At 62.2% G+C, this 20,531-nt stretch carries 36 protein-coding genes; 23 read left to right on the top strand and 13 right to left on the bottom strand.

Features of this window, described 5'->3' with window-relative positions; all coding sequences use genetic code 11:
• Positions 1-12: 12 nt before the first annotated feature.
• The 3 genes from A9K66_RS24305 to A9K66_RS24295 all read left to right on the top strand — a co-directional run bounded on the left by A9K66_RS24305 (position 13) and on the right by A9K66_RS24295 (position 1,510).
• Positions 13-369 carry a hypothetical protein gene (locus A9K66_RS24305; RefSeq protein ID WP_067328647.1) on the top strand — a complete coding sequence of 119 codons (357 nt, stop codon included), beginning with the start codon at positions 13-15 and terminating at the stop codon, positions 367-369.
• The gene (locus tag A9K66_RS24300) at positions 354-803 is read left to right on the top strand and encodes a hypothetical protein (RefSeq protein ID WP_067328645.1); all 450 of its coding nucleotides are present in this window, start codon (positions 354-356) and stop codon (positions 801-803) included. Before A9K66_RS24305 ends, A9K66_RS24300 begins: the two co-directional genes overlap by 16 nt.
• Before the next feature lie 107 nt (positions 804-910).
• The gene (locus tag A9K66_RS24295) at positions 911-1,510 is read left to right on the top strand and encodes a hypothetical protein (protein WP_156751142.1); all 600 of its coding nucleotides are present in this window, start codon (positions 911-913) and stop codon (positions 1,508-1,510) included.
• Between the two features lie 594 nt (positions 1,511-2,104).
• On the opposite strand, the gene A9K66_RS30520 is transcribed toward A9K66_RS24295, so the two are convergent.
• A complete protein-coding gene (locus A9K66_RS30520) occupies positions 2,105-2,272 on the bottom strand; it encodes a hypothetical protein (protein WP_156751141.1) in 168 nt (55 codons plus the stop codon).
• Positions 2,273-2,641: 369 nt separating this feature from the next.
• On the opposite strand from A9K66_RS30520, the gene A9K66_RS24290 reads away from it, so the two are divergent.
• The 6 genes from A9K66_RS24290 (at position 2,642) to A9K66_RS31325 (ending at position 6,956) form a co-directional block, all read left to right on the top strand.
• Positions 2,642-3,244, top strand: coding sequence for a DUF6011 domain-containing protein (locus A9K66_RS24290; protein ID WP_067328640.1), 603 nt, complete (start codon positions 2,642-2,644; stop codon positions 3,242-3,244).
• A 44-nt stretch (positions 3,245-3,288) separates the two neighbouring features.
• Positions 3,289-3,789, top strand: a complete 501-nt coding sequence (locus tag A9K66_RS24285; protein ID WP_082954056.1) for a hypothetical protein — start codon at positions 3,289-3,291, stop codon at positions 3,787-3,789.
• The gene (locus tag A9K66_RS24280) at positions 3,789-4,310 is read left to right on the top strand and encodes a hypothetical protein (RefSeq protein ID WP_067328637.1); all 522 of its coding nucleotides are present in this window, start codon (positions 3,789-3,791) and stop codon (positions 4,308-4,310) included. Before A9K66_RS24285 ends, A9K66_RS24280 begins: the two co-directional genes overlap by 1 nt.
• Positions 4,311-4,444: 134 nt before the next feature.
• Positions 4,445-5,338: an ankyrin repeat domain-containing protein gene (locus A9K66_RS24275; RefSeq protein ID WP_066993683.1), complete on the top strand. Its 894-nt coding sequence runs from the start codon at positions 4,445-4,447 to the stop codon at positions 5,336-5,338.
• A 411-nt stretch (positions 5,339-5,749) separates the two neighbouring features.
• The gene (locus A9K66_RS31330) at positions 5,750-6,256 is read left to right on the top strand and encodes a hypothetical protein (RefSeq protein WP_067328634.1); all 507 of its coding nucleotides are present in this window, start codon (positions 5,750-5,752) and stop codon (positions 6,254-6,256) included.
• Complete coding sequence (locus A9K66_RS31325; RefSeq protein ID WP_245307683.1) at positions 6,144-6,956, top strand: ParB/RepB/Spo0J family partition protein; 813 nt, start codon at positions 6,144-6,146, stop codon at positions 6,954-6,956. Before A9K66_RS31330 ends, A9K66_RS31325 begins: the two co-directional genes overlap by 113 nt.
• A gap of 377 nt (positions 6,957-7,333) precedes the next feature.
• On the opposite strand, the gene A9K66_RS24255 is transcribed toward A9K66_RS31325, so the two are convergent.
• From A9K66_RS24255 to A9K66_RS30850, 11 genes are all read right to left on the bottom strand, one after another.
• Positions 7,334-7,609, bottom strand: coding sequence for a hypothetical protein (locus tag A9K66_RS24255; RefSeq protein ID WP_067328628.1), 276 nt, complete (start codon positions 7,607-7,609; stop codon positions 7,334-7,336).
• Positions 7,606-8,292, bottom strand: coding sequence for a hypothetical protein (locus tag A9K66_RS24250; protein ID WP_067328626.1), 687 nt, complete (start codon positions 8,290-8,292; stop codon positions 7,606-7,608). The genes A9K66_RS24255 and A9K66_RS24250 overlap by 4 nt, the downstream gene beginning before the upstream one ends.
• A complete protein-coding gene (locus tag A9K66_RS29830) occupies positions 8,292-9,389 on the bottom strand; it encodes an SAM-dependent methyltransferase (protein WP_082954054.1) in 1,098 nt (365 codons plus the stop codon). Before A9K66_RS29830 ends, A9K66_RS24250 begins: the two co-directional genes overlap by 1 nt.
• 3 nt (positions 9,390-9,392) lie before the next feature.
• Positions 9,393-9,728: a hypothetical protein gene (locus A9K66_RS24240; protein WP_067328624.1), complete on the bottom strand. Its 336-nt coding sequence runs from the start codon at positions 9,726-9,728 to the stop codon at positions 9,393-9,395.
• Between the two features lie 90 nt (positions 9,729-9,818).
• Positions 9,819-10,127 (bottom strand): hypothetical protein, encoded by a 309-nt coding sequence (locus A9K66_RS24235; RefSeq protein ID WP_067328622.1) that lies wholly within the window; start codon positions 10,125-10,127, stop codon positions 9,819-9,821.
• Complete coding sequence (locus A9K66_RS24230) at positions 10,127-10,552, bottom strand: hypothetical protein (RefSeq protein WP_067328620.1); 426 nt, start codon at positions 10,550-10,552, stop codon at positions 10,127-10,129. The genes A9K66_RS24235 and A9K66_RS24230 overlap by 1 nt, the downstream gene beginning before the upstream one ends.
• Positions 10,542-11,243, bottom strand: coding sequence for a hypothetical protein (locus tag A9K66_RS24225; protein WP_067328617.1), 702 nt, complete (start codon positions 11,241-11,243; stop codon positions 10,542-10,544). The genes A9K66_RS24230 and A9K66_RS24225 overlap by 11 nt, the downstream gene beginning before the upstream one ends.
• A complete protein-coding gene (locus A9K66_RS24220) occupies positions 11,240-12,175 on the bottom strand; it encodes a helix-turn-helix domain-containing protein (protein WP_067328615.1) in 936 nt (311 codons plus the stop codon). The genes A9K66_RS24225 and A9K66_RS24220 overlap by 4 nt, the downstream gene beginning before the upstream one ends.
• A gap of 80 nt (positions 12,176-12,255) precedes the next feature.
• A complete protein-coding gene (locus A9K66_RS30515) occupies positions 12,256-12,465 on the bottom strand; it encodes a hypothetical protein (RefSeq protein ID WP_156751140.1) in 210 nt (69 codons plus the stop codon).
• 95 nt (positions 12,466-12,560) lie between these two features.
• On the bottom strand, positions 12,561-12,851 hold the full coding sequence (locus tag A9K66_RS24215) for a hypothetical protein (RefSeq protein ID WP_067328612.1): 291 nt from the start codon (positions 12,849-12,851) through the stop codon (positions 12,561-12,563).
• Positions 12,852-13,080: 229 nt separating this feature from the next.
• Complete coding sequence (locus A9K66_RS30850; protein ID WP_067328610.1) at positions 13,081-13,317, bottom strand: helix-turn-helix transcriptional regulator; 237 nt, start codon at positions 13,315-13,317, stop codon at positions 13,081-13,083.
• A 75-nt stretch (positions 13,318-13,392) separates the two neighbouring features.
• Here A9K66_RS30850 and A9K66_RS24205 point away from each other — a divergent pair, with 75 nt between their 5' ends.
• From A9K66_RS24205 to A9K66_RS24140, 14 genes are all read left to right on the top strand, one after another.
• A complete protein-coding gene (locus A9K66_RS24205; protein WP_179294523.1) occupies positions 13,393-14,016 on the top strand; it encodes an XRE family transcriptional regulator in 624 nt (207 codons plus the stop codon).
• Positions 14,017-14,339: 323 nt separating this feature from the next.
• Positions 14,340-15,461, top strand: a complete 1,122-nt coding sequence (locus A9K66_RS24200) for a hypothetical protein (RefSeq protein ID WP_067328608.1) — start codon at positions 14,340-14,342, stop codon at positions 15,459-15,461.
• Entirely contained in the window at positions 15,458-15,769 is a 312-nt protein-coding gene (locus tag A9K66_RS24195; RefSeq protein WP_067328606.1) for a hypothetical protein, read from the top strand. Before A9K66_RS24200 ends, A9K66_RS24195 begins: the two co-directional genes overlap by 4 nt.
• A gap of 2 nt (positions 15,770-15,771) precedes the next feature.
• Complete coding sequence (locus A9K66_RS24190; protein ID WP_067328604.1) at positions 15,772-15,957, top strand: hypothetical protein; 186 nt, start codon at positions 15,772-15,774, stop codon at positions 15,955-15,957.
• Entirely contained in the window at positions 15,954-17,060 is a 1,107-nt protein-coding gene (locus A9K66_RS24185) for a hypothetical protein (RefSeq protein WP_067328602.1), read from the top strand. The genes A9K66_RS24190 and A9K66_RS24185 overlap by 4 nt, the downstream gene beginning before the upstream one ends.
• 2 nt (positions 17,061-17,062) lie before the next feature.
• Entirely contained in the window at positions 17,063-17,473 is a 411-nt protein-coding gene (locus A9K66_RS24180; protein ID WP_067328600.1) for a hypothetical protein, read from the top strand.
• Entirely contained in the window at positions 17,470-17,724 is a 255-nt protein-coding gene (locus A9K66_RS24175) for a hypothetical protein (protein ID WP_067328598.1), read from the top strand. The genes A9K66_RS24180 and A9K66_RS24175 overlap by 4 nt, the downstream gene beginning before the upstream one ends.
• A 4-nt stretch (positions 17,725-17,728) precedes the next feature.
• A complete protein-coding gene (locus tag A9K66_RS24170; RefSeq protein ID WP_067328596.1) occupies positions 17,729-17,932 on the top strand; it encodes a hypothetical protein in 204 nt (67 codons plus the stop codon).
• The gene (locus A9K66_RS24165) at positions 17,929-18,213 is read left to right on the top strand and encodes a hypothetical protein (RefSeq protein WP_197507514.1); all 285 of its coding nucleotides are present in this window, start codon (positions 17,929-17,931) and stop codon (positions 18,211-18,213) included. Before A9K66_RS24170 ends, A9K66_RS24165 begins: the two co-directional genes overlap by 4 nt.
• The gene (locus A9K66_RS24160; protein ID WP_067328594.1) at positions 18,210-18,449 is read left to right on the top strand and encodes a hypothetical protein; all 240 of its coding nucleotides are present in this window, start codon (positions 18,210-18,212) and stop codon (positions 18,447-18,449) included. The genes A9K66_RS24165 and A9K66_RS24160 overlap by 4 nt, the downstream gene beginning before the upstream one ends.
• Complete coding sequence (locus tag A9K66_RS24155) at positions 18,449-18,664, top strand: hypothetical protein (RefSeq protein ID WP_067328592.1); 216 nt, start codon at positions 18,449-18,451, stop codon at positions 18,662-18,664. The genes A9K66_RS24160 and A9K66_RS24155 overlap by 1 nt, the downstream gene beginning before the upstream one ends.
• Positions 18,664-18,843 carry a hypothetical protein gene (locus A9K66_RS24150; RefSeq protein ID WP_067328590.1) on the top strand — a complete coding sequence of 60 codons (180 nt, stop codon included), beginning with the start codon at positions 18,664-18,666 and terminating at the stop codon, positions 18,841-18,843. Before A9K66_RS24155 ends, A9K66_RS24150 begins: the two co-directional genes overlap by 1 nt.
• Complete coding sequence (locus A9K66_RS24145) at positions 18,843-19,235, top strand: hypothetical protein (RefSeq protein WP_067328588.1); 393 nt, start codon at positions 18,843-18,845, stop codon at positions 19,233-19,235. Before A9K66_RS24150 ends, A9K66_RS24145 begins: the two co-directional genes overlap by 1 nt.
• Positions 19,235-19,750, top strand: coding sequence for a hypothetical protein (locus A9K66_RS24140; RefSeq protein WP_067328586.1), 516 nt, complete (start codon positions 19,235-19,237; stop codon positions 19,748-19,750). The genes A9K66_RS24145 and A9K66_RS24140 overlap by 1 nt, the downstream gene beginning before the upstream one ends.
• On the opposite strand, the gene A9K66_RS24135 is transcribed toward A9K66_RS24140, so the two are convergent.
• Positions 19,734-20,381, bottom strand: a complete 648-nt coding sequence (locus A9K66_RS24135) for an outer membrane protein (protein ID WP_067328584.1) — start codon at positions 20,379-20,381, stop codon at positions 19,734-19,736. The two genes, A9K66_RS24140 and A9K66_RS24135, sit on opposite strands and share 17 nt — an antisense overlap.
• Positions 20,382-20,531 lie beyond the last annotated feature (150 nt).

The following is a 20,531-nucleotide window of genomic DNA, read 5'->3' as shown; positions in this document are numbered from 1 at the left end:
CGGAGTCCAAAAGTGTTTCGCCCGTTACCAGAAGACGAGGAGGAGCGGCGGCGCCGGCTCCCCACCATCAGCCAGGCCCTCGACATGTGGTCGTCCTGGCATAGCGACTGGTCGCCCCTCGGCTGCACCGGGGATTACGCCCTGGACATGCGGCTCGCAGATGCATTCCGCAATCTGCTCTACCGGCCGGAGCTTCGCGACCGGCTTGACTGGATCGAGCGACAGCTACGCGAGCCCCGCAATCGTGCGGCCGACGACCGCTACCAGGCCGAGCTGATCAAGTGGTGGCTCGAATTGTTCGCCACCGAAAAGCTCCCCACCATCAACGAACGCCTAGAGGTAAGAGAACTCCGATGCGCTTCATCCTGATCGATTCCACGCTCCGGCGAGTCTTCGACTACCAGACGTCGCGCCCCTTGGGGCACAAGCTGTTCTGCGAAGTTCTCGAGAGCGACACCCTCGACCGCGTGGAGCTGGCGCCAGGTCTCGACCTCTGGCTCTCAACCGGGCCGTGGCGCAGGACGTTCCAGTTCTTCCGTTCGGGCGCCGAGTTCGCGGGCAATGGAATCCTGGCCGGACGAACGCTGCTCTACGACCTCAAGAGCCTGCCGCGCGCCATCAGTTTCGAGGCTGTAACGGCGTGGGTGAATTATCCCGAAGTGCGCTTCGAGGCGCCGCAGCCGCGCCGGAAATATCAAAGGCCGACCGGGTTGCCCCTGATCGGCCCTCCTCTCCATCCCTACCACAGGACAGCGCCCGAAGGCGCTGGAGAGAACCCATACCTAATGCAGATGTACGGGTGAGGCAACGTACCAAAATGGTAACACAAAGTGTCATCTTGGTTGCTTGAGAAGTTCACCGGATTTTACATTTGGACCTGTCCAAAGCCCTACCACCGAAAGAGTCGAAGATGCGCATTTTCACCAGCTCCTGGTTCACCAAGCTCCCGCCCGAAATCCAGAAAATCGGAGTGTCGAGGGGCACGCCGCGAGGATATCCGGCAGGCTATCGCAAGATGCCCGAACTTGCTCCAGGCGATTGGTTTAAGACCGCCAGCGAGCGCGACTACAAGCAGCTGTATTTCGAGATCCTCGACAAACTCAATCCGGGCCGGATCGTCGCGAAGATGGAAGACCTCTCGGGCGGCAGGGACGTCGCCCTGCTCTGCTACGAGGCCCCGACCGACAACCAGTATTGCCATCGCGCCTACATCTCGGTGTGGCTGAAAGAAAAGCTCCGGCTCGAGGTATTCGAGTATGGCCTGGAGGCCGAGGGCTGCGCTTGGCACCATCCCAAGCTGCCGGCGCAATACCGCCTGCGCCAGCCACCGCAGCCCCTCCAGGTTGCTCCTTACCTCGGGGCCCACGCGCTCGACGCCCAGGGCCGCGTCTGGACGGTGATCGGCGTCGATCCGGAGCACGTCGACCAGGCGCTCGTGCAGTCCGGCAACGATAAGCGCTCGATTTCAGGCGACGTCCTGCGGAGCCGGTTTCAGCCAATCGATGTGTAAGCGGTGTTCTCAGGTGACGGACAGGGGATGTGGCCATAGACGGTCGTGAGGACATTCCGCGAGAAGGTTCGAAGCTGTTTCGACGGCTTCGACGATGGCGGTGAGGCTACCCGCAAAAGCCCGCAAAGCAAGGGTCGCAGAGAGGTGGCAAGCGAACCGGGTTCATAGCGCCAAAAACCGGAACAGTTCGGCTAAAGCTGCGCCCTAGCTTCCTGAGCTGCTTCGACAAGACGGTCTAACTCTTCTCGGCGGATTGAAAAGACATAAGAATCGCTCCCCGTATATACGTTCAAACGGCACGTCTGTTCACCATCATCGGATCGGTAGATCTTGAATGAGAACCGGAAGTGACGGCCTTTCACGTCTAACTGTTTTACGAGCCGAGACGACCAGAACCGGCGCCAGCTCCTTGCCATAGATTGCCAATCCAAGCTGGCCCCCCTCCCTCGTTGCCATTCTGAGGATTGCTGGCAAATCGCGTTAGCGCAAGCCTGGCGGACGGCCCAGTTGAAGGCTGCATCTTTCAATGGCAGTTTTGCCAGAATGCACACGTGGGCGGCCGCCTTATCATCCCCTAGTTTGGGCGCTCTCAAGTCAGTCGTGCTGACTTCGGTTCAATGTTTCATGAATTCCACGCAAGGTGACGGCGATCTCGCGAAGGGGCCGCACGACTTTCATTATCAGCCAAATGTTGGTGGCCAAGTAGAGCGCCATCGGCAGCCACGAAATGATAAGCCCGAACAGGGACTCGGTTCCGGTCATCGTCCACCCCTCACATTTGACGGCAAGCCTGCCAGCAAGTGGGCTTAGGTAACGGGCTTGTCAATAATCGGCACTGATCACCACCGAAGTGGTTGAAATTATTAGACTTTTTCATCTGCGCCCACTTGTAACCGATTTGGTAACACGCTAAGTTATTGAAGTAACTTAGAAATTCAGATCGGTGCAGCAGAAAGCCGTTTCCTTTCACCGCTGCAGCCTTCGCCGGAACTCCCCTTTCAGCAATGGGCCGGCGATTGGTGACTTCTCGTCAAACTGACCGGCCGAGTGAAATCGAACCGGGGACGGGCCAGGCCGAGCATAACCGCCGGAGCCGCACCGATCTGGAAATCCCTACCACGGAGACCAGACATGAACCTCGAAATCGAAGCCCTCCGCCAGTCAGCCCCGAAGCTGCACGGCCGCGACGCGGAGTTCGCCGCATCCCTCCTGCACCAGTATGACAGTCGCTCGAGTCTCTCGGAGCGGCAGTGGCCCTGGGTGGCGACTTTGACCCAGCGCGCACAAGCCGGCGAGCCCGCGGCGCCAAAGGCCAAGGTCGGCTCGATGGATGGCCTGATCGCGCTGTTCGACACGGCGATCACCAACAAGCTCAAGCATCCGAAGATCCGTTTCGACGTCAACGGCGAGACGGTCGTCCTTGCTCTCGCTGGTGCGCGCTCCGCTCACGCCGGCCAGATCAACGTCTCGTCGCCGGGCTCGTTCGAGAGCCGCGACTGGTACGGCCGCATCGACCGCAAGGGCGAGTTCACCCGCTCGCGTCGGTCGCCCGGTCCCGACGGCCTGGTCTCGGCTCTGACCGCTCTGGCCGAGAACCCTTCGAAGGCCGGCGCCGCCCACGGCAAGCGCACCGGCAACTGCTGTTTCTGCGCGATCGAGCTGACCGACCACCGCTCCATCGATGTCGGCTACGGGCCGGTTTGCGCCAAGCGCTGGGGACTGGCGTGGGGTTGATCCCCGCGCCTTCCTCGAGATCCACCCTACCACGGAGAAAGACAATGACCATCAACGTGACGCCGGCCGAGATGCTGGCGATCTGCAATGCTCTCGCCGCCTCGGGCAACCAGGCGCTTTCCGCCCGGCTGGCCGAGGATGCCGAGATGGGCGAGCCGAAGACCGGCTTCGACGAAGCGATCGAGAAGGCGTTGGCGCGCCGGTCGCGTGAGACCGCTGACCGCATCCGCGCCGAGCGCCGCATCGCCCGCGCGCTGGTGAAGGCCTGCCTCGACCGGGGCTACCTGATTTCCGTCTACGACAGCGAGGATTGGGTGGTGAGGCGGTCCGACGACAAGGCGGCGATCATGCTGGCGCTGTTCTCGACCGACGAGGACGGCATTCATCTGCGGAGCCCGACCGGCGACAAGCTCGGCTGGTTCCAGCTGATCTATGGCAATTCGGGCTACGATGTCGTGTCCGACCACGCCGACAACGAAATCTGCAATGCGATCTGGGACGAGGTTATTTCGCCCTTGGCCGACAAGATCGAAGGGGAAATGTGATGGACACGATTTACATCAGCATCGCCGCCAAGGGCACGATGGAATCGCTGAACAGCGCCGCGCGAGGCAAGGGCGAAGTCGTGCTTTCGTTCTACGGCCCGAAGGGCGGGTCGCGGGCGTGTGAAACACTCACGCTCGAGTCCGCCGCCACGCTCCGCGACGAGCTCGTCGAAAGGCTCCCGTTCGATCACGCCAGCGACACCGTCGACGCTCTGACTCGGGCCGAGTCGTTCATTTCCGGCTTCGAGAGTGATCCGCTGCAGAAGAGCGTCGGTGACATCCTGGCCAGTTTGCGCGCCGCGATCCCGCGCGAACGGGCGCGGCCGGACATCCTGGCGGCGCTCAAACTCTGCGTCATCCGAGACCCAAGCCTGAAAAGCAATGCGATGGTGGCCGAAGCCATCGCCAAAGCCGAGCCGACGGCGGCCGCCACCAATCGTCCCGGCGATCAGGCCGCAATCTATGCCGAAGAGACCGGCGTCGACTACGCGACCGCGCTCGTTCACTGCAATATAGACTGAGGGTGGCCGGCATGAACATCGACACACCACCACCGTCCAGCCGATCGTCGTCCCCTCATCATATATTAGCGTGTACTAACTCTCTGCGTTCGGTTAAATTGCAGGGTGAGATACGAGCAGCCTAGAGGGGTGCAATGATCAAGCCGGGACGCATGTGGACGCTGTGGGTTTCGTGCGCCCTCCTGGCCCTGCCCGCGCAAGCGAGCAGCTTGGGGGATTTGGTCAAGGATGGCGACGTCGCGGCCGTGACCTCCGCCTTGGACAAAGGCGCAGATGTCAACGAAATCGACGGTGTTACGGCGCTCTACATCGCCTCCGAACGTGGAAATGTCGAGTTGGCAGCGCTGCTGATCAAGCGTGGGGCAGACGTCAACCTGCCTGTCAGTTGGCAAAGAACGCCACTCTACGCCGCCAATAAGGGTGGGCATGCTGCCATCGTCAAGCTGCTGCTAGACAACGGGGCCGATCCAAATCGGGTGGCGAAAGCGCAGACGCCGCTGCATGTTGCTGCCGAAAATGGCTGCCTTGAGTGCGTTATCCACCTTGTCGGCGCCGGAGCAGACGTCAACGCCCTGACGTCGAATGGAAGTCCGCCGATACATCTGGCCAAGGTCGGAGGCCACGAGGACGTCGCGGCGTACTTGCGCGATCATGGCGCCGCAAGACCGGCCATCGCGCCGATTTCCGCACTCCTTGCATCAGCAAACGCTCAATCGGGCAAAGAGATATACGACAGCACCTGCGTCGCCTGTCATCTTTCGCCGGGCGTCAAGGTGCCCAAAAAGGTCAATCTGTGGGGCATCGTCGGGCGCGAGAAAGGATCCCAAAGCGATGTCCAGTATTCGGCGGCTCTGAAAGACGCTGGCGGCAAATGGACCTTTGAGGAGCTCAATCTCTTCATCTCGAATCCCTCGCTCACGTTGCCCGGTACGGACATGTCTTTCCCGGGTTTGAAGGAGGGAAACAAGCGGGCGGACCTCATTGCCTACCTGCGGACCTTGAGTGATGCACCGCTGCCGCTCCCTTGACCGCTGTTGGTGGAAACGTTGATACCAGCCATGCTTCCGCTTCCCTGATCATCAGACGCCGAGGCAGGATTACCATTTTGCACGGCTTCGTTTCTGGCGGTCGCGCGCGCAAGCGGGGGGCCCGCTGATCGGAACTTTTCTTAGTAACCACTTGTAACCATATCGGTTACATCCTAAGTTATTGATGTTGCTAGGAAATTCCCTACCACGGAGCCCGACCATGAAGAAGCGCATCCCCCTCAACCTTGTTATCCCGAACCCCGACCAGCCGCGCAAGCATTTCGACCCGGTGAAGCTTCGCGAGCTGGCTGAATCGATCCGCGAGCGCGGCCTTATCCAGGCCATCACGGTTCGCCCGGTTTTCCTGACCGACGGTCGAATCGAAGAAATCACATCGGAGAACATCGCAGAATGGAACACTTTGCTCGACCTCCAATCGAAGTCGTCGCCTACACGGCCGGCTTCATCGACGGAGAGGGAACGATCAGCGTCAAAGGCAACCGGTTCCGCGTCGTCGTCAGCCAGTCAGTCACAAACGACGGCGCAACGATCTGCCGATGGTTGCGAGACGCATGGTGCGTCGGCACCGTCGCTCCATCACACCGAGTCTTTCACGGGAAAACCTGGGAGCAATGGTTCTGGACCGTCGCGGCGGCGAGAGAGGTCAAGCACGTCATCGATTATTGCCTTCCCTACTTCCACGTCAAACGAAGCGCGGCAGAGCAAGTCGGAGTTAGAGTCAACGACTTCCTCAACAACGGGCATCGGTGCCGGTGGTCGCCGGAGGAAATCAAATTCCTCGGAGATCAATGGTGGCGGCACGACGACTGGATCGGCGAACAGCTCAGACGAAGCGCTACAAGCGTCCGACATCAACGTCGAGCCCTCGGCCTCGCCAAGCCGCCGGGCGGTCTATGAGATCGTCGGTGGGGAGCGCCGCTGGCGCGCTCACCAGCTGATCGAGGCGGCCGACATTCTGTGCGAGGTCGTGAAGATCGACGACAACGAGATGGCGCTGCAGGCGATCGTGGAAAACCTCGCCCGCGCCGACATCAAGCCGCTGGAGGAAGCGCGGGCGTTTCACGCGATGATCGACCGCGGCTGGACGGTCGAGCAGCTGGCGAAGGACATCGGCGTCCAGCCGACGCGCATCAAGGCCCGCACGGCGCTGCTTAATCTGGACGAGACGATCCAGAAGCTGGTCGATAGCGGTGCCTTCCCGCTCGGCCATGCAAACGACCTGGTCGACCTCCCGACGGCCGATCAGATCAACATCGTGAGGCTGTTCTCCAGCGGCAGGTTGAAAGACTGGTCGAGCATCAAGGCGGCGGCGCAAGCGGTCCGCGACCGGATCGAGCAGGGCGGCATGTTCGACGACGAGAACAGGCCGGAGCCTTCGAAGGACGATATCGCCGCCATGAGCAGGATGGAGAAGACGGTCGAGCGCATCATCGCCGCGATCGCCGGCGGCTTCAAGGACGGCGAGTGCATCGCCTTGAAATCGATCGATCCCACCAAGGCCGACAAATGGGCCGACACGCTGGCGTCGGCGTCGCGCTCCATCCGTTCGATGGAGTCGCAGCTGCGCCAGGCACATGCGCGCTCGATGCTGGTGTAGGAATCCGCACCGCCGGCTGCGGCCGGCGGCTGTGGTAGGGAGGGGCAGCGGATTGGTCTCCGCTGCCCCATTTTTTTGTCGAGTGTAGAGGCCCGCCAGCGCGCGTCAGTCGCCGGCCTTCCCTTCGCACGCTCGTTGGTCGCCGCGCTCGTCCTCGGCCGCCTCTGGTGGCACAACGTCCAATCTGGCGAGTTCCTTCGCCCGCACCGTGGCGCAACGTTCGCATTGGCCGGCGCCCGAATTTTCCATGAGCCACCCGGCCGGCGCATCCTGGGAGCCGCAGAGAGATACGGCGAGTCCGAGACCGCGCCGGCGAAAGTAGTGTGTGGTAACGGCCGTTGGCGATTTGAGAGCCCAGCCTTCGCGAAATCCTGACATCAGCGGTGCTCCACCGGAATCATCCGGCCCTTTCGAAAGATGCGTTCGGCCGCGTCGCGGGCGCTGGTGATGGTTGCGCCATCACGGCGCATATGCCCATTGAAGTAGCGCAACAGGCTTTCGGTGACGGCCTTCCATGCCTCCACCTCGGTCGGGAATATCCTCGGCTCGCCGCCGGGGCCAAGCACCGGCTCGGCGCGGCCGTCCTCGGCAAAGCGCAGCATGGCGTGATGACCACCCACGACCGGCGTGGTGAAGCCCGCGAAGTGGTTCATGCGGCAGTCCTTTCGATGATCTCGGGATCGGCTTCCTTGCACTGGCGGGCTCGAAGGAGTCGGCAGATGCCGCGCGTCAGCTCCTTGCCGGTGCAGTGCCACCGCAAGGCCGCGACCATGTCAGTCATGACAGACTGGCGCGTGGCGGAGACACGCAACGAAGAGCAGAGCTGTTGCAGCTCGTCACGCCACAAGAGATCGAGAGCGCTTGCCGGAAGAGGGCGCTCGAACACAGGGTGAGGCAGCGCCCATTTTTCGAGATGATCGTGGTTGGCGGTCGGCAAGGCGCGCCGGCGCTCCGGGTACACCCAGATTTCGCATTTGTGGCTGACCCCCTCGGGGACCTTGCGCATGAAGAATTTCCCGTCGCGCTCCTCGTGGGCCGCCCACTGGTTGGTCTCCTGCTCGACCAGGAATTTTTCGTGGATGGCGGCAATGACGTGATGCGCCGCGCCGAACATCGATGCGACCTGTGCCGGCAGGCGATCGAGCTTGTCCTTGGCCGATTTCACCTCGCAGGCGATGATCTCAGCGCGGTCGACGGCGACAACGTCGATGCGGTTGGGTCCATTCGAGCTGACGTTGATCTCATGGATGATCCTTGCATTGGGGCGGCGCTGGCGGATGCGAGCGACAGCCGCCTCTCGGATCTCGGCTTCAGCCGAGCTGCGATATGCAGGCATCACACGGACTCGCTCGGCTGATAGTCTTTCCAGTCGACGCGGTTGATGACCGTCGGCCCGGCATAGTCGCCGACCAGGTTCTGTTCCCAGACGAACCAGGCCAAGTTCATGCGGCTCGAGGCTTCGTTGCCGTCCCAGCCGTCCCGATGCATCATCGGCAGGCGCCGCGTGAAGACATGGATGCGCGCCGGCTTGCAGTCGTCCATGGCGTAGTTGCGGTCCGGATCGTCGAAGCCGCAGAGAAAATTCAGGTTGAGCAGCAACGCCATCTTCGGCGGCCGATGCACGCGCAGCGCATGCGCGACGAAAGCATTGAGCACGCCGCCGTAGGGCGGGTTGGTGGCGATATCGTCGCAATCGTCGCCTGCCTCGCTGGTGAGGAAGTCCCGCACGTCCTGCAAGACGCCATGGCGATCGGCGGTGCCATAGTCGACGAGATCGGAAAGCAGGACGTCGTAGCCGGCCGCCTCCAGGATGCGCGAGATCGCGCCACGACCGCATGCCGGTTCCTTGATGCGCGGGCCGAAGGTCTCCAGCGCCAGCAGCGTGTGCGTCGCTTCCGGACACGTCTCGTAGAGATTGTTGCCGCGCTCGTCCGCGCTGGCGGTGTCGGTGCCGATCGCCACGCGCAGGTTCGCCCGGCTGGGCTCGAGTCCTTCCGCGACCCGCCCGGCGATCACCCGCTCGACGATGCCAGGATCTCGCCGCTCCGCATCCGCCAGCTTGCGGGCGTCGTGGATTTCCTTTCGGGTGAGCCCGGCTTCGGCTGCCGTGAAACCGTTCCCGTCTGGAACGGTTTTCGGTCTGCCGCCTTTCGATGCCTCCCCTCTTTCCTGGGCGGCAGTCCACTCCGTGGCGATGGTGATCTTGGCACGGGCCTCGATCAGCAGGGCGTCGCCTTGGAGCTTGCGCGCCTTGAAGATCAGGTGCTCGCCGGCATGGAAGCGAGCAGCATAGCTGCCGGCGGCCTTCGCCTGGTCATACGCACCCGACGCCAGCATTCGCGCCGAAGCGACGTCGCCGTCGTCGAACAGTATCCGAGCTCGCTCGATCACCTGAGCGAGTCCGGAATCGTCGAAGGGAACAACCGCCTCCATGGCCTATGCCATTTCAGACAGCTTGGCCCGGGCCGGATCGAGCACCTCGAGTGTCGTCCTGATCTGGTGGAGATCCGCGTCGGTTTCAGCGTGGCAGTTATCGCGCACCATCTTCGCGAGAGCGACGACGCGCTCAAACTCTGCCGTGGCGGCCGCCTTCACCCCCTCCAGCTCGGTTTCCTTGCGCCGCATCTGATCGACGAAGCGCTTGAGCGTTTTGCCAGTGTTGGCGATCATCGAGCGGACCGACGGCGGAGCGTCCTGCTCCAGCTGTTCCTCCAGGGCGCTTGACATGTCCTCATCGGACACGAGGGGCGTTTGCACTGCTGGCATGTCCATTTTAGTTGATCCTCAGGTAGATGCCGCGACACGACACACGCGGGATTGCGCGGCCGCGAAGACGACGGATGAAACGGGAAAGGAAGGCGGTCATTGCGCTTGCTCGCCGTATTGTTCGGCGACGATGGCGCCGACGATCTCGTCGACATGGTCGTCGCTCCACCACTTGCCTTTCTTGGCGCCGATCACCTGGCCTTGCGCCGAACGCGGAGTGCCGTAGGCCAGACATTTTCCGAGCCCAACTCGGCGGGCATCAGGAAAGCCGATCATCAACGCTTCCATGGCGAGATGACGAGCGCGCATGCCGAGTTCGCCGGCGCACACCGCAAACGGATCCTCTCGGTGCGGCCGGCAGGCCATGACGATGGCGAGGGCGATCTGGTCGGCCGTCGGGAACATCAGACGATCCCCGCCGCAAAGCGATCGGCCGCGCGCATGGCCTGACCTCTGAGCATCTGCATCATCTCGGACTGCGACCAAACGGGGGACCTAAGGGCTGCGGCCTCGGCCAGGATCACACCGTGAAGAAGGTCGAGACTTGCCCTGTACCAGTGCTGGCCGAGATGGCAGTTAGCGAGATTGCGTTCTGCGCCCAGAACCATGGTGCGGGCCACGGCGAGCCCTGGCGTCCAGACGACGTGCGCGAAATGCAGCCTCTCCCACCGGCCGGGCTGGAGCTGGGGGAGATGCGCTTCGATGTTTTCGGCCGTAGCGAGCCGAAAGACGCCCGGATCAGCCTCGAAGCCGACGGCGCAGATCGCGGCATGGCCGGCGTTCTTGCGCCGATCGACCAGGTTGCGCGGCATCGCGATGTCAACCGGCATTGTTTTCCTGCTCCTCACGCCGGCGACGTTTCTCCTCGCGCTTGCGTTCCCTTCGAAGCTGGTCGATTTCCCGAACGGTCTTGCGCCGGAAACTGCGGCTGGTGCGAACCAGGCCGAACTCCTTCTCGATGCCGACCAGGATCTGGCCGAGGACCCGGCTCTTGACGTCGTGCAGTGCCTGCCTCGACATGACCTCGACGCGATGCCGGTCCCAGACGCGGGTGCAGAACTCGACGCCGTGGCCGCCGGCATGCGCCAGGAACGTCCGCTTGTAGCGCTGCGCGTCTTGCCCTTGCCGCCCTGCCCGCACGAAGCGGAGAAGGTCCATGATGTCGACCATGCGATCGGCGGCCGACTGGTGAACCACGATGCGAACTTCGGTGCTGTCGTACTGTGGCATCCCGTCGGCCATGCGCGACAGCTCGCGCACATAGGCCTGATGCTCGGTCTCTCGCGAGGGCATAGCCGATCCGACCTTGGAGACCATGCGGCGTTCGACGTCGGGCATGTTTCGGGCCGTGTCGACGGCGTCGGCAAACAGTATCCAGAGCAGGTCGCGCGGCGTAGGCAGGCCTCGCTTGTTCTTGGTGAAGAAGATGTCCTCGGCATGCCGCATGTGCTCGATGAAGCGGTCGATCCGCTTCTCCAGCTCGGCGGGCGTATCGAGAAAAAGGCGTTTCATCTTCATCATGCCCGAGCCGCCGAAGCAGTATCCGTTCCGGTTCCAGATGTTGCCAAATTGGTTACACCATTGGCAAGCGAAAGATCGGGTGGCCAGCGTGTCTCTCTCACGATTTTTCGATGACGGATCGACGTCTGCACGCCGGCTTCGCCGTACTTGGCGCGGATCGAGCCCAGCCAATCCCGCCACTCCGGCCGATCCGGTGTGATGACGAAATGCCCGTCCTTGTCGATGTCAGGAGCGCCATCGAACTCGGCGAACCGACGCTCGCTGAGGTATGTCGCAAGCTTCGGCACGCGAACACCGCGCAGGATCATGGCGCGGACGAACAGCGCCATGCATGCCGACGCCTGACCCCGCTCGACGTCGGTCAGACCGCGGTAGGCCCTGAACGCAGTGTCGAGATCGCCTACCTTGTCCGCTGGATAGCCAGAAACCAATTTCCCAAAATCATCTCCAAGCCCCCCCCTGGAAGGGGGTGAGGGGGGTAGATTTTGTTCAATAGGTTCTTTGTATGTGTCGGCTTCACCGTTAAGCGGATTTCCAGTTACCGGTTTTTCAGGAAGCGGTGAGGCCGTTTCCGTGTTTTCAGGACGCGGTGCGCCCGCTTCCTGATTTTCAGGACGCGGCAGCGGCAGGCTCTCGGGCACAGCATCATCATGGACGATGTAATTGTAGGCCCCGAAGCGGCCGTCTGAGCTCTTGGTCTGTTCGCGCTTGAGATAGCCGACCTCCTCCAGCTTCTGGAGGATCCGATAGACCTTGTCGCGGCCGATGCCCCCCTGGTTCTGGAGGTTCTTGACCGACACGTTCCAGTCGTGCGGCTTCGCCAGCAAGTAGACCAGCACGCCACGCTCCTCGAACGTCAGCCTGTCATCACTGGCGACAGCGTTCGGGATGATGGCGTACTGGTCCGCACGCTTGCGGGTAATGATAGTCATGCCGTCGCTCTCTCAACTGCGAGGAGCGGCAATCCTACAAGCTACAAATGGTATTGCCGTTCTATCTGGTAGTTCATTGCCTATCCGATCGACGCCAATACCGCCGACAGGATCTGTTTAGTCATGGTCGGACCGACGGTTTCTCCCAGATATGCCGCTGCTGCTACAAGATGCACAGTTGCCCTTCGCTCGGCGGCAGCCGATCCAATGCTTCTTGCTGTTTGACAAAACCCGGCCATAACTGTCTTTACTTCACCGTTTACCGCCTGCCCGCCGTCAGTCTGCTTCATTTTTATTAAACCTCCTCGGAATGTTTCAACTTGAAACATTGCGTGCGGACCTAAGGCCGAAGTAATTGGCGGAGGAAATCACACCTCCGTCAAAATCAGCCTGTGTTCGAAGCTTTCGCGATGACGGCTACAGGATCGTTAACTGGCTCAACATCGGAGCCAGTCTTTTGGCACAAGCGGTTGTAACGGCCGAGGAGGTCGAAGATGGCTTTGCCGTTCCAGTTGGAAGCCGTGCCATACCAGGCCTCCCTCACCCGCCAGTGGCCGCGCGGGTAGCCCAGCGCGTCACAAGCGGCGTTGATCTGAGCTTTGATGCCCATGCCTGGTTTGATGGTTCCGGCGGCTTTGAACACCACCTGTTGTAGCTCTGCAGCGATGTCTTGCATCGATTCCTCACAAAAAACAGGAGAAGGAACGACGACCCATCGGGATTCTCGGATGCCTTGTCGGACACATCCAACAATTTCCCCGCCATTATCGCTACAACCGCAAGGGGAAAGCCGATGGCCCACGACGATGATTGCTGGAAACCGCTTGGAGTTGCGGCCTGGGAATTTGTTGAACGCGCCGACCAATTTCGGACGGAACGAGGAACCGTGTTGATCGTATCTCGGGTCAAGCCGGAGTCCGGCGCCGTGCAACGATATCTGCCGCCTCCCTGCCCAACCAGTGGTTTGCGTTCACCTCACCGTCGGACATAACGACGATGCGGTCGAGATATGGTTGCCTGGGCATCCGGCCGGCCTCGTACCGATCGACTGTCAGCCGCGTACAATCGATCATCCGGCCCACGTCGGCAGCGCTCAGATTGCGGTCCAAACGCCATTTCGTCAGTTGATGCAGGTTTTCCATGGCTGGGTTTTGTCACCAATTTGGTTACACGTCAAGGTTTGTAACCAAATTGGCACAGTTTCGCACGAATTCGTTTTGAGCTACCGCATTGATATGGCGAATGGAATTAAGCACTTCCGGGAAAAGGCTGGGATCAGCAAGGCCGAGCTGGCGCGTCGCGTTGGCACCACAAGGCCGCAGATGGGCCGTTTGGAAGAAGAAGACGGCCCCAATGGACGCAAGCTCACCTTGAAGTGGGCAGAGCGAATCGCGCCGCACCTGAACGTGAGGCCGGAAGAGCTTATGTTTCCAGAGCTTGCAGAGGTGGACGTAAGCAAATTCAGCCACGTATTCGAGATCTCCGCCGGGAAGAGCCGCCCGGCAGCGCCAGGACTGGTGATCGATCCAGAGTTTTTGACGCGGATGCTGCCGAACTCGGAGGGGCACAACCTTCGGTTCATGATGGTCGACGCGTACCAGGCCAATGGCATTGTTGCCAAAGGGGATGCGCTTGTGATCGATCTGGACGACAACATCCCCAATCGACCCGGCCTGTTCGCCCTGGAGATCGCCGGCGCGGTGCAATGGCGCTACCTTTCGCCCACGACGACAGGCGCCGTTCAGGTCCACAGCGACAACCCCGCGGCGACCAACGAAACCGTGCAGCCGGCGGACTTGAAGGTCATTGGCCGCGCTCGGCTCAGAATTTCCACCCTCTAATCTGCTTTTTTTTGCCCGGGATGTAACCATTTCGGAAACACCTCTTGCAAAACGTACCAAATCGGTTACGATCCTGATCACGCAGAAGGATCGCTAGACCGATGGCCCAGTTGCCCCTGGTTGTATTTACCCATCACGCCTCGCGGTCATGTGTTGAGTATCTGCGTGCCCCCGGCCGGGCTGGTGTGACCCCCCGCACCATTCGCCCGCACCAGCTCGGCCGGGTTCTCCCGATCTAAGCAGCACTGCACCCCGCGACCGCTTTGTCGCGCCCATTGTGTTGCCAAAATGGTTTCACGTGTAACACAAAAGGAAACAGACGGATGACGGCGGACCAATACGCATGGTGGCGTCAGGCAATGAAGCTGGCGGGCGGATATCGCGAGCTGACCCACGATCAGCTGCTCCTGCTCGCCCCTTCGGCCGACAGCCCGGAGTCAGGATTTTTCAGGAACCGTCCGTTCAAGGATGCGCCCCTGGTTCCCGTTGCCATCTGGCGCGACGCGGCGGGCAGTGTCATCTGCCTGCAGGGCGGCAAGGAAGCGGAGGCCGACAAGGTCTGGAACTATGCTTGCCGCAACCCGATCACCGAAGCGCTCTATCATTCCGTGCTGGCCGGCGAGCCTTGGCCCGATGACCCGCCGCCGGTTTCGAAGGAGCACAACCTCCCGGCCAAGACAGGCGATCTGCACAAAGACCTGACCCTCGAACTGGCGGCCGAGAAGGAAACGGTCGAGGGCTTCCTGAAAAAGCCGATCAGCACCCAGGAGCAGGCCGATCAGGCGGGCGTCTGGGCAAAGCGGCTCGCCGGCATCGCCAACAAGGCCGACGAACAATTCAACGTCGAGAAGCGTCCTTGGCTCGACGGCGGCAACGCGGTCGACGACAAATGGCGCGATCTGCGCACCGATGCCAAGGACCTCGCCAAGAAGCTGAAAAAGCATGGTGAAGCGTGGCTGAAAGAACTCGACCGCCAGGAGCAGGATCGCCAGCGCAAGGCCCGCGAGGACGCCGATCGCATTCGGCGCGAGGCAGAAGCGGCTGAGCAGCGGGCGGCCGACGCAGCGCGCGCGGTCGAGGAGGAGAAGGCCCGGCGTGAAGCCAGCACCTCCCCCGGCATCGCGTCTTCATTCGCGCAGGAGAGCGAGCAGGAGGCGTTGCAGATCGAAGCCGAGGCGGAGGCCAAGCGGCTGAGCGAGCGTGCGGTGCAAGCTGCACGTGAGGCACAAGCCCGTCCGGTCTTCGCCGGCAGGACCGGCGCCAAGATGTCCCTGCACACCTATTGGGTCGCGAACATCACCGATTACGACGCTCTGGTCATGGCCCTGAAAGACGAGCCGGAGGTGCGCGAGGCGGTCGAGAAGATCGCAGGCCGCATCGCGCGCAACAAAGACGCCGCCCTGCCAGCCGGCATGGACCGGGTTCCAGACAAGAGGGCAGCATGACCGACCAGAAGATCGTCGCCGTGAAATTTGGCGAGAGCGACAAGACCTACGACTATTTCGCAGGCGCATTCGATGTGGCTGTCGGCGCCCGGGTGATGGTGCCGATGCGCGGCCGCGAGACATCGGTCACGGTAGCCGAGATCAAGGATCATTCCGACGTCGCCAAGATCTCGATCGTCGGCATCGACAAGCGCACCGACGAGCAGCGCGCGGCCAAGCATCCGAACGGCCGGCACGTATGGGCGCCAGACGGCACGCTGCTCGACGAGAACGGCAACCGGTCGATCTTCGACGACGTGGACAAATAGCCATGAGCTTGGTCCGCGTTGCCATCGTCATTTTCTGGCTCCCCGTGATGATCAGCGCCGCTTTGAGGCGGCTTTTCCGCGAAGTCCCCACCGCCTTCTGGTTCGCATGGAACGACATGCGCATCGAGCAAAACGAGATGCGCCGGACGTGGCGCGCCAACAGCTTCAACCCCGAGGATTGGAAATGAACGAACGGGCTCAGGTACCGGCCCTTATGGTCGGCGGCGCGATCAGCGCCATCATCCCTCAGTCGATCGAGGAAACTTGGCGTCTCGCCACCATGATCGTCGAGGCCGGTCTGGCGCCACAGGCGCTTGTCGGTCGCGAGCCGGCTGAGGATGCCGGCGACGACGCCTGGAAGCGTTGGGGCAAGAAGGGCACCAGCGCCGTGGCCATCGTCATCATGTCCGGCGCGGAGCTCGGCCTGCCGCCCATGGTGGCGCTGCGCAGCTTTACCGTCATCGGCGGCAAGCCGGCGCTTTACGGCGACGGACTGATCAACGTCGTTCGAAAGTCGGGCAGAGCGAAATCGGTCGAGCTGGGGTATCTGCGCGATGCGACGAAAGAGGCGCTCCTCAATCTCGGCCTGCACAAGGATGTGGTTGCCCAGATGAACACCGTCGACGAGCGTACCATCGGCTGGTGCAAGGCGGTGCGCTCCGACACAGGGGAAATGAAGGTCGAGGCCTATTCGGTCGCGGATGCCAAGCAAGCCGGCCTTTGGGACGAACGCCCGACCCGTCGCGGCAAGGTCTGGAAAAACAACCAGCATGTGTGGGACGACGTGCCTAACGATTCCTCCTGGTTCCGCCATCCCAAGCGGATGAAGCAATGGCGCGCAGCTGGCTTCTGCCTGCGCGAGCTATTCGGCGACGTTCTTGGCGGCGTGCGAGATGAGTTCGAGGCCCGCGAGATCGCCGGCGATCTGATCGAGCACCACGACGACGAGCCGGCACCCAGGGCGAGGCTCACCCCGCCATCGCCGCCACCGGTGCCCAGCCTCGACGCCGTCGACCCTATCCCCGAGAACGGGTTCGACAAGGATGTCGAGGGCATGCACGACGGCGCAGAAGCCGCCGAGGAGGAGCAACCAGCGGCCTTCGACTACGGCAAGTTCTTCGAGGATTTTCAGATCGCCTTGGCCGGTGCGAAGTCCGCCGCGGCCGTGGAGGAAATCTGGACCGAGTTCGACGTCGAGGCTCAATTCCACGACGACGAGAGCAGCCGCCAGCTGGCCGACAAGATCAAGGCGCGGCGGCTCGCTGCGCTCACTCCGCCGAGCGCGGGCTGATCATGGCCGGCCGGATCGCAATCCTTCCCGACCACGGTGCCCAGGTGCTCGGTCCGCCCGAGAACTGGCGGCCGCGCGTGCTGAGCGTCCGCGAGAAGCTTGAGATCGTGGTGCGCCAAGGCGGCAAGGAGCCCAGCGGCGCGCGGCTCAACCCGCTCGACGGTGTTCAGTTCGATCACGATCCGGCGTTGCAGCGGCGGCGCTGGGACCCGGAAGCGCATGACACCATCCCGCCATCGTGCGCCCTCGACTACATCGTGGCGCTGAACAAGCCCACGCATGGCGTCAAAACCCCGGTCGACCAGCGCGAGATCGCGAAGACGAAGCGGCTCGAGGGACGTACCGGAAAGGGCAAGCCGAAACGGAAGATCCCGAGCCGGCCCTTCCCGAAGCTCCACAGAGGTTTTCGATGAGGCGCGCCAGCTACACCGAGATCGCGGTCACGCCCGGCATGGTCTTCATCGCGGACCGCTGCCGGCCGGGTCTACCGAGTGTCACCAACGACGCCGAGCGCGTCGTCGAGGAATGTCTGGCCGCCTATGGCGAGCGCCGGATCGTCTACCGCGACAGCGCGCGCGGGTGGGGCGAGCTGCTGCACACCGGCATCCAGTTCCGGGGTTTCGCGCCTTACACCGACCGCACGCCCGACGAGGAGGCAGCATAACGGCATGAGCAGCATCCGCGACCTCTCCTACGAGCACCAGATGGTGATCGAGGCAATGAAGAGCCAGCTCATCATCGCCCTGGTCCGCCGGCTCGGCAACAAAGTCGAGATGCCGGTGGCCGAGATCGATTCCACCGGCTCCTCAAATCTCACGATGAAGGCGGTGGACGGCGTGTTCACATTCGAAGTGGTGGACAAGAAGCGATGACACCGGTCCAGCGCGATCTTCCCCGGCACGCCCTCGGTCTCGACGGCCGGCGCCAGGAATCCTACCGCAACTATTTCGTGACCGGCGAAGGCAGCACCGACCACCCGCATTTGGCTGGCGATGGTCGAGGCCGGGTACGCGACGCGGCGCTCAGGCTCAATCCTCACCGGCGGCGCTTCCGCCTTACGAGGGCCGGCGCCGACCTCGCGCTGGATCCTGGCGAAAGCCTGAACACCGTCGAGTTTTCTCCCGTTCAACCCCAGAAGGACACGACCGCATGACCGACCAAGTAACCGCTCCGCTCCGTCTCTCCGACCTCCAGGCCAGCATCGCTCGTGCCCAGATCGAGGCGAAGATGGATGTGCTCGAGAGGACCAACGAGCGCTTGACGCTTCACCTGCAATCAATCTTCGACGGCATCGGCCGCAACGAGCAGGTCGAGCTGATCTACCCGAACGGCGAGGTGGTGCTCATCACCAAGGCCCGGAAGCGCGACCGTGGCGAAGGCGGCGAGTGATGCCGATCATCTCCGTGTATGTCGACGAGCGGACCGCAGCTCGCATGAAGGCGATTTCGGCCGAGAAGGGCCGGACGGTCGAAGACCTGGCAGAGTGCGCGGTCGCCGAAGCCGCGCTCGACTACTACCGTCTTGCGCCGGCCGCCTCGGATCCTGGTCGCGCCGACGGCGGCGCGAACATCATCACCACTCACACCAACATCGCGGGCGCGTGATGAGCACGTTCTTCCTGGCCGTCGGCTTCATCCTCATGATCAGCGCGTGCGCACGGCGCGCTTATCTCGATATCACCGGTCGGTGGGTGCCGATCGAGGGTTATGTCTTCGGCGCGGTAGTCTCGTTCATCGGCGCGCTGCTGATCCTGATCGGCATTTTGCTGGCGGCGGCGCCGTGATGGAAACCGCAATTGGACATGTCCAAACGCAACTCAGTCCTGACGAGGCGCTTGAGAAGCTTTATGGCCTGCTGACGGCGAAGAACGCGCCAAAGCCGGGAAGCTTCTCCAGCCTGAACGCGGACCAAAAGCGGGAATATTTTCGCCTTGCCCGGCGGCGTAGCCGGGCCAAGGTGCGCGCCGCGCCCTCGGTCGCTGCCACCGCAGCCAACATCAGTCAGGCGCTCTCCGACGCGGCGCTGATGATCCTCGCCACCGGCGCGCCCGGCGCCGAGCAGGTACGCAAGGTACTGCAGACGATCTTCGAGCAGCGGCCGGGTGTCCCGATCTCGGTCGAGAACAGGGCCAAACAAGGCAAACTGAAACCCAAGCTGATCGCCAGGAGCGAGTGATGGACGACCTTCCGAAGCTTGCACTGTCGGTGCGCCAGCCATGGGCGCACTGCCTCATGATGGGCTGGAAGCCGGTGCAGAACCGATCCTGGCGCGCAGGCAATCCTGGTCTCAAGTTCCGCGGCGATTTCGCTATCCACGCATCAACCGGCATGACGCGCGACGAATATGAGTGCTGTGCTGATCTGTGCTGGTTCCTCGGCTTCCAATACTTGCCCCCGGCCGAGCTCGAGCGCGGTGGCATCGTCGGGGCTGGCACAGTCGTCGATATTGTCACCGAGTTCGAGAGCCCCTGGTTCTTCGTCCCGAAAGGCCTGATCATCGCCAATGCGCAACCAGTTGAGTTTGTTCAGGCGGCCGGCCAACTCGGGTTTTTCGATTGGAAGCGGCTCGTGCCGTTCGCGAAGAACGGGAGGCCAATGCTGCCAGACTGCCACGGCGAAGCCACCCCCAACCAACGACAGGCAGGGGCGGCTCCTATGAACCCGACCGAGCGCTTCAGAACTTGTAGTTGATCTTGCCGACCACGACATTTTCCCTGTCGCGAATGTCGATGATACCTGTCTGCACGCCGTTCTTGGTGCCGAAGTCGTAGTAGTTCCATTCCACCCCTGCGGTCCAGTGATTGGTGAGGGCGTACTCGGCGCCGAGGCCCGCGGTCCAGCCGGCCCGCGACCCGCCCCTGTACGTATCAGGAAAAGGCTCAACCTCGGCGGATTTATACTTGGTGAACGCGACACCGGCATCGCCATAAACCAAGAAACGGTCGAAAGCGTATCCAAGACGGCCACGCACCGAGCCCAGATAATCCTGCTTGGTCTCGCAGGTTGCCAAGAAACCTGAACATTGGTTCTCGCCTCTCACGGTCGAGCCCGCGAGGTCGCCTTCAATGCCGACGACATATTGGCCGATCTGGTAGTGGTAGCCGATCTGGCCCCCGAAAATGCCGCCAGACCCGTTGGTGTTGAAGGGATCGAAAAAACTCCCCGACCAATGGCTGTCATTCCATCCACCACCGGCCTGGCCTCCGACATAGAAGCCGGTCCAGGAAAAAGGCATGGCAGCGACGGGCTGGACGAGGTCCGCAGCCAGGACCGGTGACGAGATCGCCAGGAATGCGACCGAACAAAGCAACGCAAGTTTCATGTGAGCCTCCCGCATGGATGGACAGTCGTATCCCTGGAGATTCGCGGAGCACAACTACACGTTTAAGCTCTCGAAATTGTGATCACGTGCAGTTGCACGGATGCAACAGCTGCCGCACGCCGAACGAGCAACGGCAAAGCGGGCCAAATC

Origin of the sequence: Mesorhizobium sp. AA23 (assembly GCF_001672435.1) — a bacterium.
Lineage (GTDB): Bacteria > Pseudomonadota > Alphaproteobacteria > Rhizobiales > Rhizobiaceae > Mesorhizobium.
Note: the sequence above shows the minus strand (reverse complement) of the source record. Positions and strands in the feature narration are given on the sequence as shown.

What these genes read in the sequence shown, in the direction of transcription:
- A9K66_RS24300 (WP_067328645.1), top strand. Translation starts at nt 354, where the DNA reads ATGCGCTTCATCCTGATCGATTCCACGCTCCGGCGAGTCTTCGACTAC.
- A9K66_RS24295 (WP_156751142.1), top strand. Translation starts at nt 911, where the DNA reads ATGCGCATTTTCACCAGCTCCTGGTTCACCAAGCTCCCGCCCGAAATC.
- A9K66_RS30520 (WP_156751141.1), bottom strand. Translation starts at nt 2,272, where the DNA reads ATGACCGGAACCGAGTCCCTGTTCGGGCTTATCATTTCGTGGCTGCCG.
- A9K66_RS24290 (WP_067328640.1), top strand. Translation starts at nt 2,642, where the DNA reads ATGAACCTCGAAATCGAAGCCCTCCGCCAGTCAGCCCCGAAGCTGCAC.
- A9K66_RS24285 (WP_082954056.1), top strand. Translation starts at nt 3,289, where the DNA reads ATGACCATCAACGTGACGCCGGCCGAGATGCTGGCGATCTGCAATGCT.
- A9K66_RS24280 (WP_067328637.1), top strand. Translation starts at nt 3,789, where the DNA reads ATGGACACGATTTACATCAGCATCGCCGCCAAGGGCACGATGGAATCG.
- A9K66_RS24275 (WP_066993683.1), top strand. Translation starts at nt 4,445, where the DNA reads ATGATCAAGCCGGGACGCATGTGGACGCTGTGGGTTTCGTGCGCCCTC.
- A9K66_RS31330 (WP_067328634.1), top strand. Translation starts at nt 5,750, where the DNA reads ATGGAACACTTTGCTCGACCTCCAATCGAAGTCGTCGCCTACACGGCC.
- A9K66_RS24255 (WP_067328628.1), bottom strand. Translation starts at nt 7,609, where the DNA reads ATGAACCACTTCGCGGGCTTCACCACGCCGGTCGTGGGTGGTCATCAC.
- A9K66_RS24250 (WP_067328626.1), bottom strand. Translation starts at nt 8,292, where the DNA reads ATGCCTGCATATCGCAGCTCGGCTGAAGCCGAGATCCGAGAGGCGGCT.
- A9K66_RS29830 (WP_082954054.1), bottom strand. Translation starts at nt 9,389, where the DNA reads ATGGAGGCGGTTGTTCCCTTCGACGATTCCGGACTCGCTCAGGTGATC.
- A9K66_RS24240 (WP_067328624.1), bottom strand. Translation starts at nt 9,728, where the DNA reads ATGGACATGCCAGCAGTGCAAACGCCCCTCGTGTCCGATGAGGACATG.
- A9K66_RS24235 (WP_067328622.1), bottom strand. Translation starts at nt 10,127, where the DNA reads ATGTTCCCGACGGCCGACCAGATCGCCCTCGCCATCGTCATGGCCTGC.
- A9K66_RS24230 (WP_067328620.1), bottom strand. Translation starts at nt 10,552, where the DNA reads ATGCCGGTTGACATCGCGATGCCGCGCAACCTGGTCGATCGGCGCAAG.
- A9K66_RS24225 (WP_067328617.1), bottom strand. Translation starts at nt 11,243, where the DNA reads ATGATGAAGATGAAACGCCTTTTTCTCGATACGCCCGCCGAGCTGGAG.
- A9K66_RS24220 (WP_067328615.1), bottom strand. Translation starts at nt 12,175, where the DNA reads ATGACTATCATTACCCGCAAGCGTGCGGACCAGTACGCCATCATCCCG.
- A9K66_RS30515 (WP_156751140.1), bottom strand. Translation starts at nt 12,465, where the DNA reads ATGAAGCAGACTGACGGCGGGCAGGCGGTAAACGGTGAAGTAAAGACA.
- A9K66_RS24215 (WP_067328612.1), bottom strand. Translation starts at nt 12,851, where the DNA reads ATGCAAGACATCGCTGCAGAGCTACAACAGGTGGTGTTCAAAGCCGCC.
- A9K66_RS30850 (WP_067328610.1), bottom strand. Translation starts at nt 13,317, where the DNA reads ATGGAAAACCTGCATCAACTGACGAAATGGCGTTTGGACCGCAATCTG.
- A9K66_RS24200 (WP_067328608.1), top strand. Translation starts at nt 14,340, where the DNA reads ATGACGGCGGACCAATACGCATGGTGGCGTCAGGCAATGAAGCTGGCG.
- A9K66_RS24195 (WP_067328606.1), top strand. Translation starts at nt 15,458, where the DNA reads ATGACCGACCAGAAGATCGTCGCCGTGAAATTTGGCGAGAGCGACAAG.
- A9K66_RS24190 (WP_067328604.1), top strand. Translation starts at nt 15,772, where the DNA reads ATGAGCTTGGTCCGCGTTGCCATCGTCATTTTCTGGCTCCCCGTGATG.
- A9K66_RS24185 (WP_067328602.1), top strand. Translation starts at nt 15,954, where the DNA reads ATGAACGAACGGGCTCAGGTACCGGCCCTTATGGTCGGCGGCGCGATC.
- A9K66_RS24180 (WP_067328600.1), top strand. Translation starts at nt 17,063, where the DNA reads ATGGCCGGCCGGATCGCAATCCTTCCCGACCACGGTGCCCAGGTGCTC.
- A9K66_RS24175 (WP_067328598.1), top strand. Translation starts at nt 17,470, where the DNA reads ATGAGGCGCGCCAGCTACACCGAGATCGCGGTCACGCCCGGCATGGTC.
- A9K66_RS24170 (WP_067328596.1), top strand. Translation starts at nt 17,729, where the DNA reads ATGAGCAGCATCCGCGACCTCTCCTACGAGCACCAGATGGTGATCGAG.
- A9K66_RS24165 (WP_197507514.1), top strand. Translation starts at nt 17,929, where the DNA reads ATGACACCGGTCCAGCGCGATCTTCCCCGGCACGCCCTCGGTCTCGAC.
- A9K66_RS24160 (WP_067328594.1), top strand. Translation starts at nt 18,210, where the DNA reads ATGACCGACCAAGTAACCGCTCCGCTCCGTCTCTCCGACCTCCAGGCC.
- A9K66_RS24155 (WP_067328592.1), top strand. Translation starts at nt 18,449, where the DNA reads ATGCCGATCATCTCCGTGTATGTCGACGAGCGGACCGCAGCTCGCATG.
- A9K66_RS24150 (WP_067328590.1), top strand. Translation starts at nt 18,664, where the DNA reads ATGAGCACGTTCTTCCTGGCCGTCGGCTTCATCCTCATGATCAGCGCG.
- A9K66_RS24145 (WP_067328588.1), top strand. Translation starts at nt 18,843, where the DNA reads ATGGAAACCGCAATTGGACATGTCCAAACGCAACTCAGTCCTGACGAG.
- A9K66_RS24140 (WP_067328586.1), top strand. Translation starts at nt 19,235, where the DNA reads ATGGACGACCTTCCGAAGCTTGCACTGTCGGTGCGCCAGCCATGGGCG.
- A9K66_RS24135 (WP_067328584.1), bottom strand. Translation starts at nt 20,381, where the DNA reads ATGAAACTTGCGTTGCTTTGTTCGGTCGCATTCCTGGCGATCTCGTCA.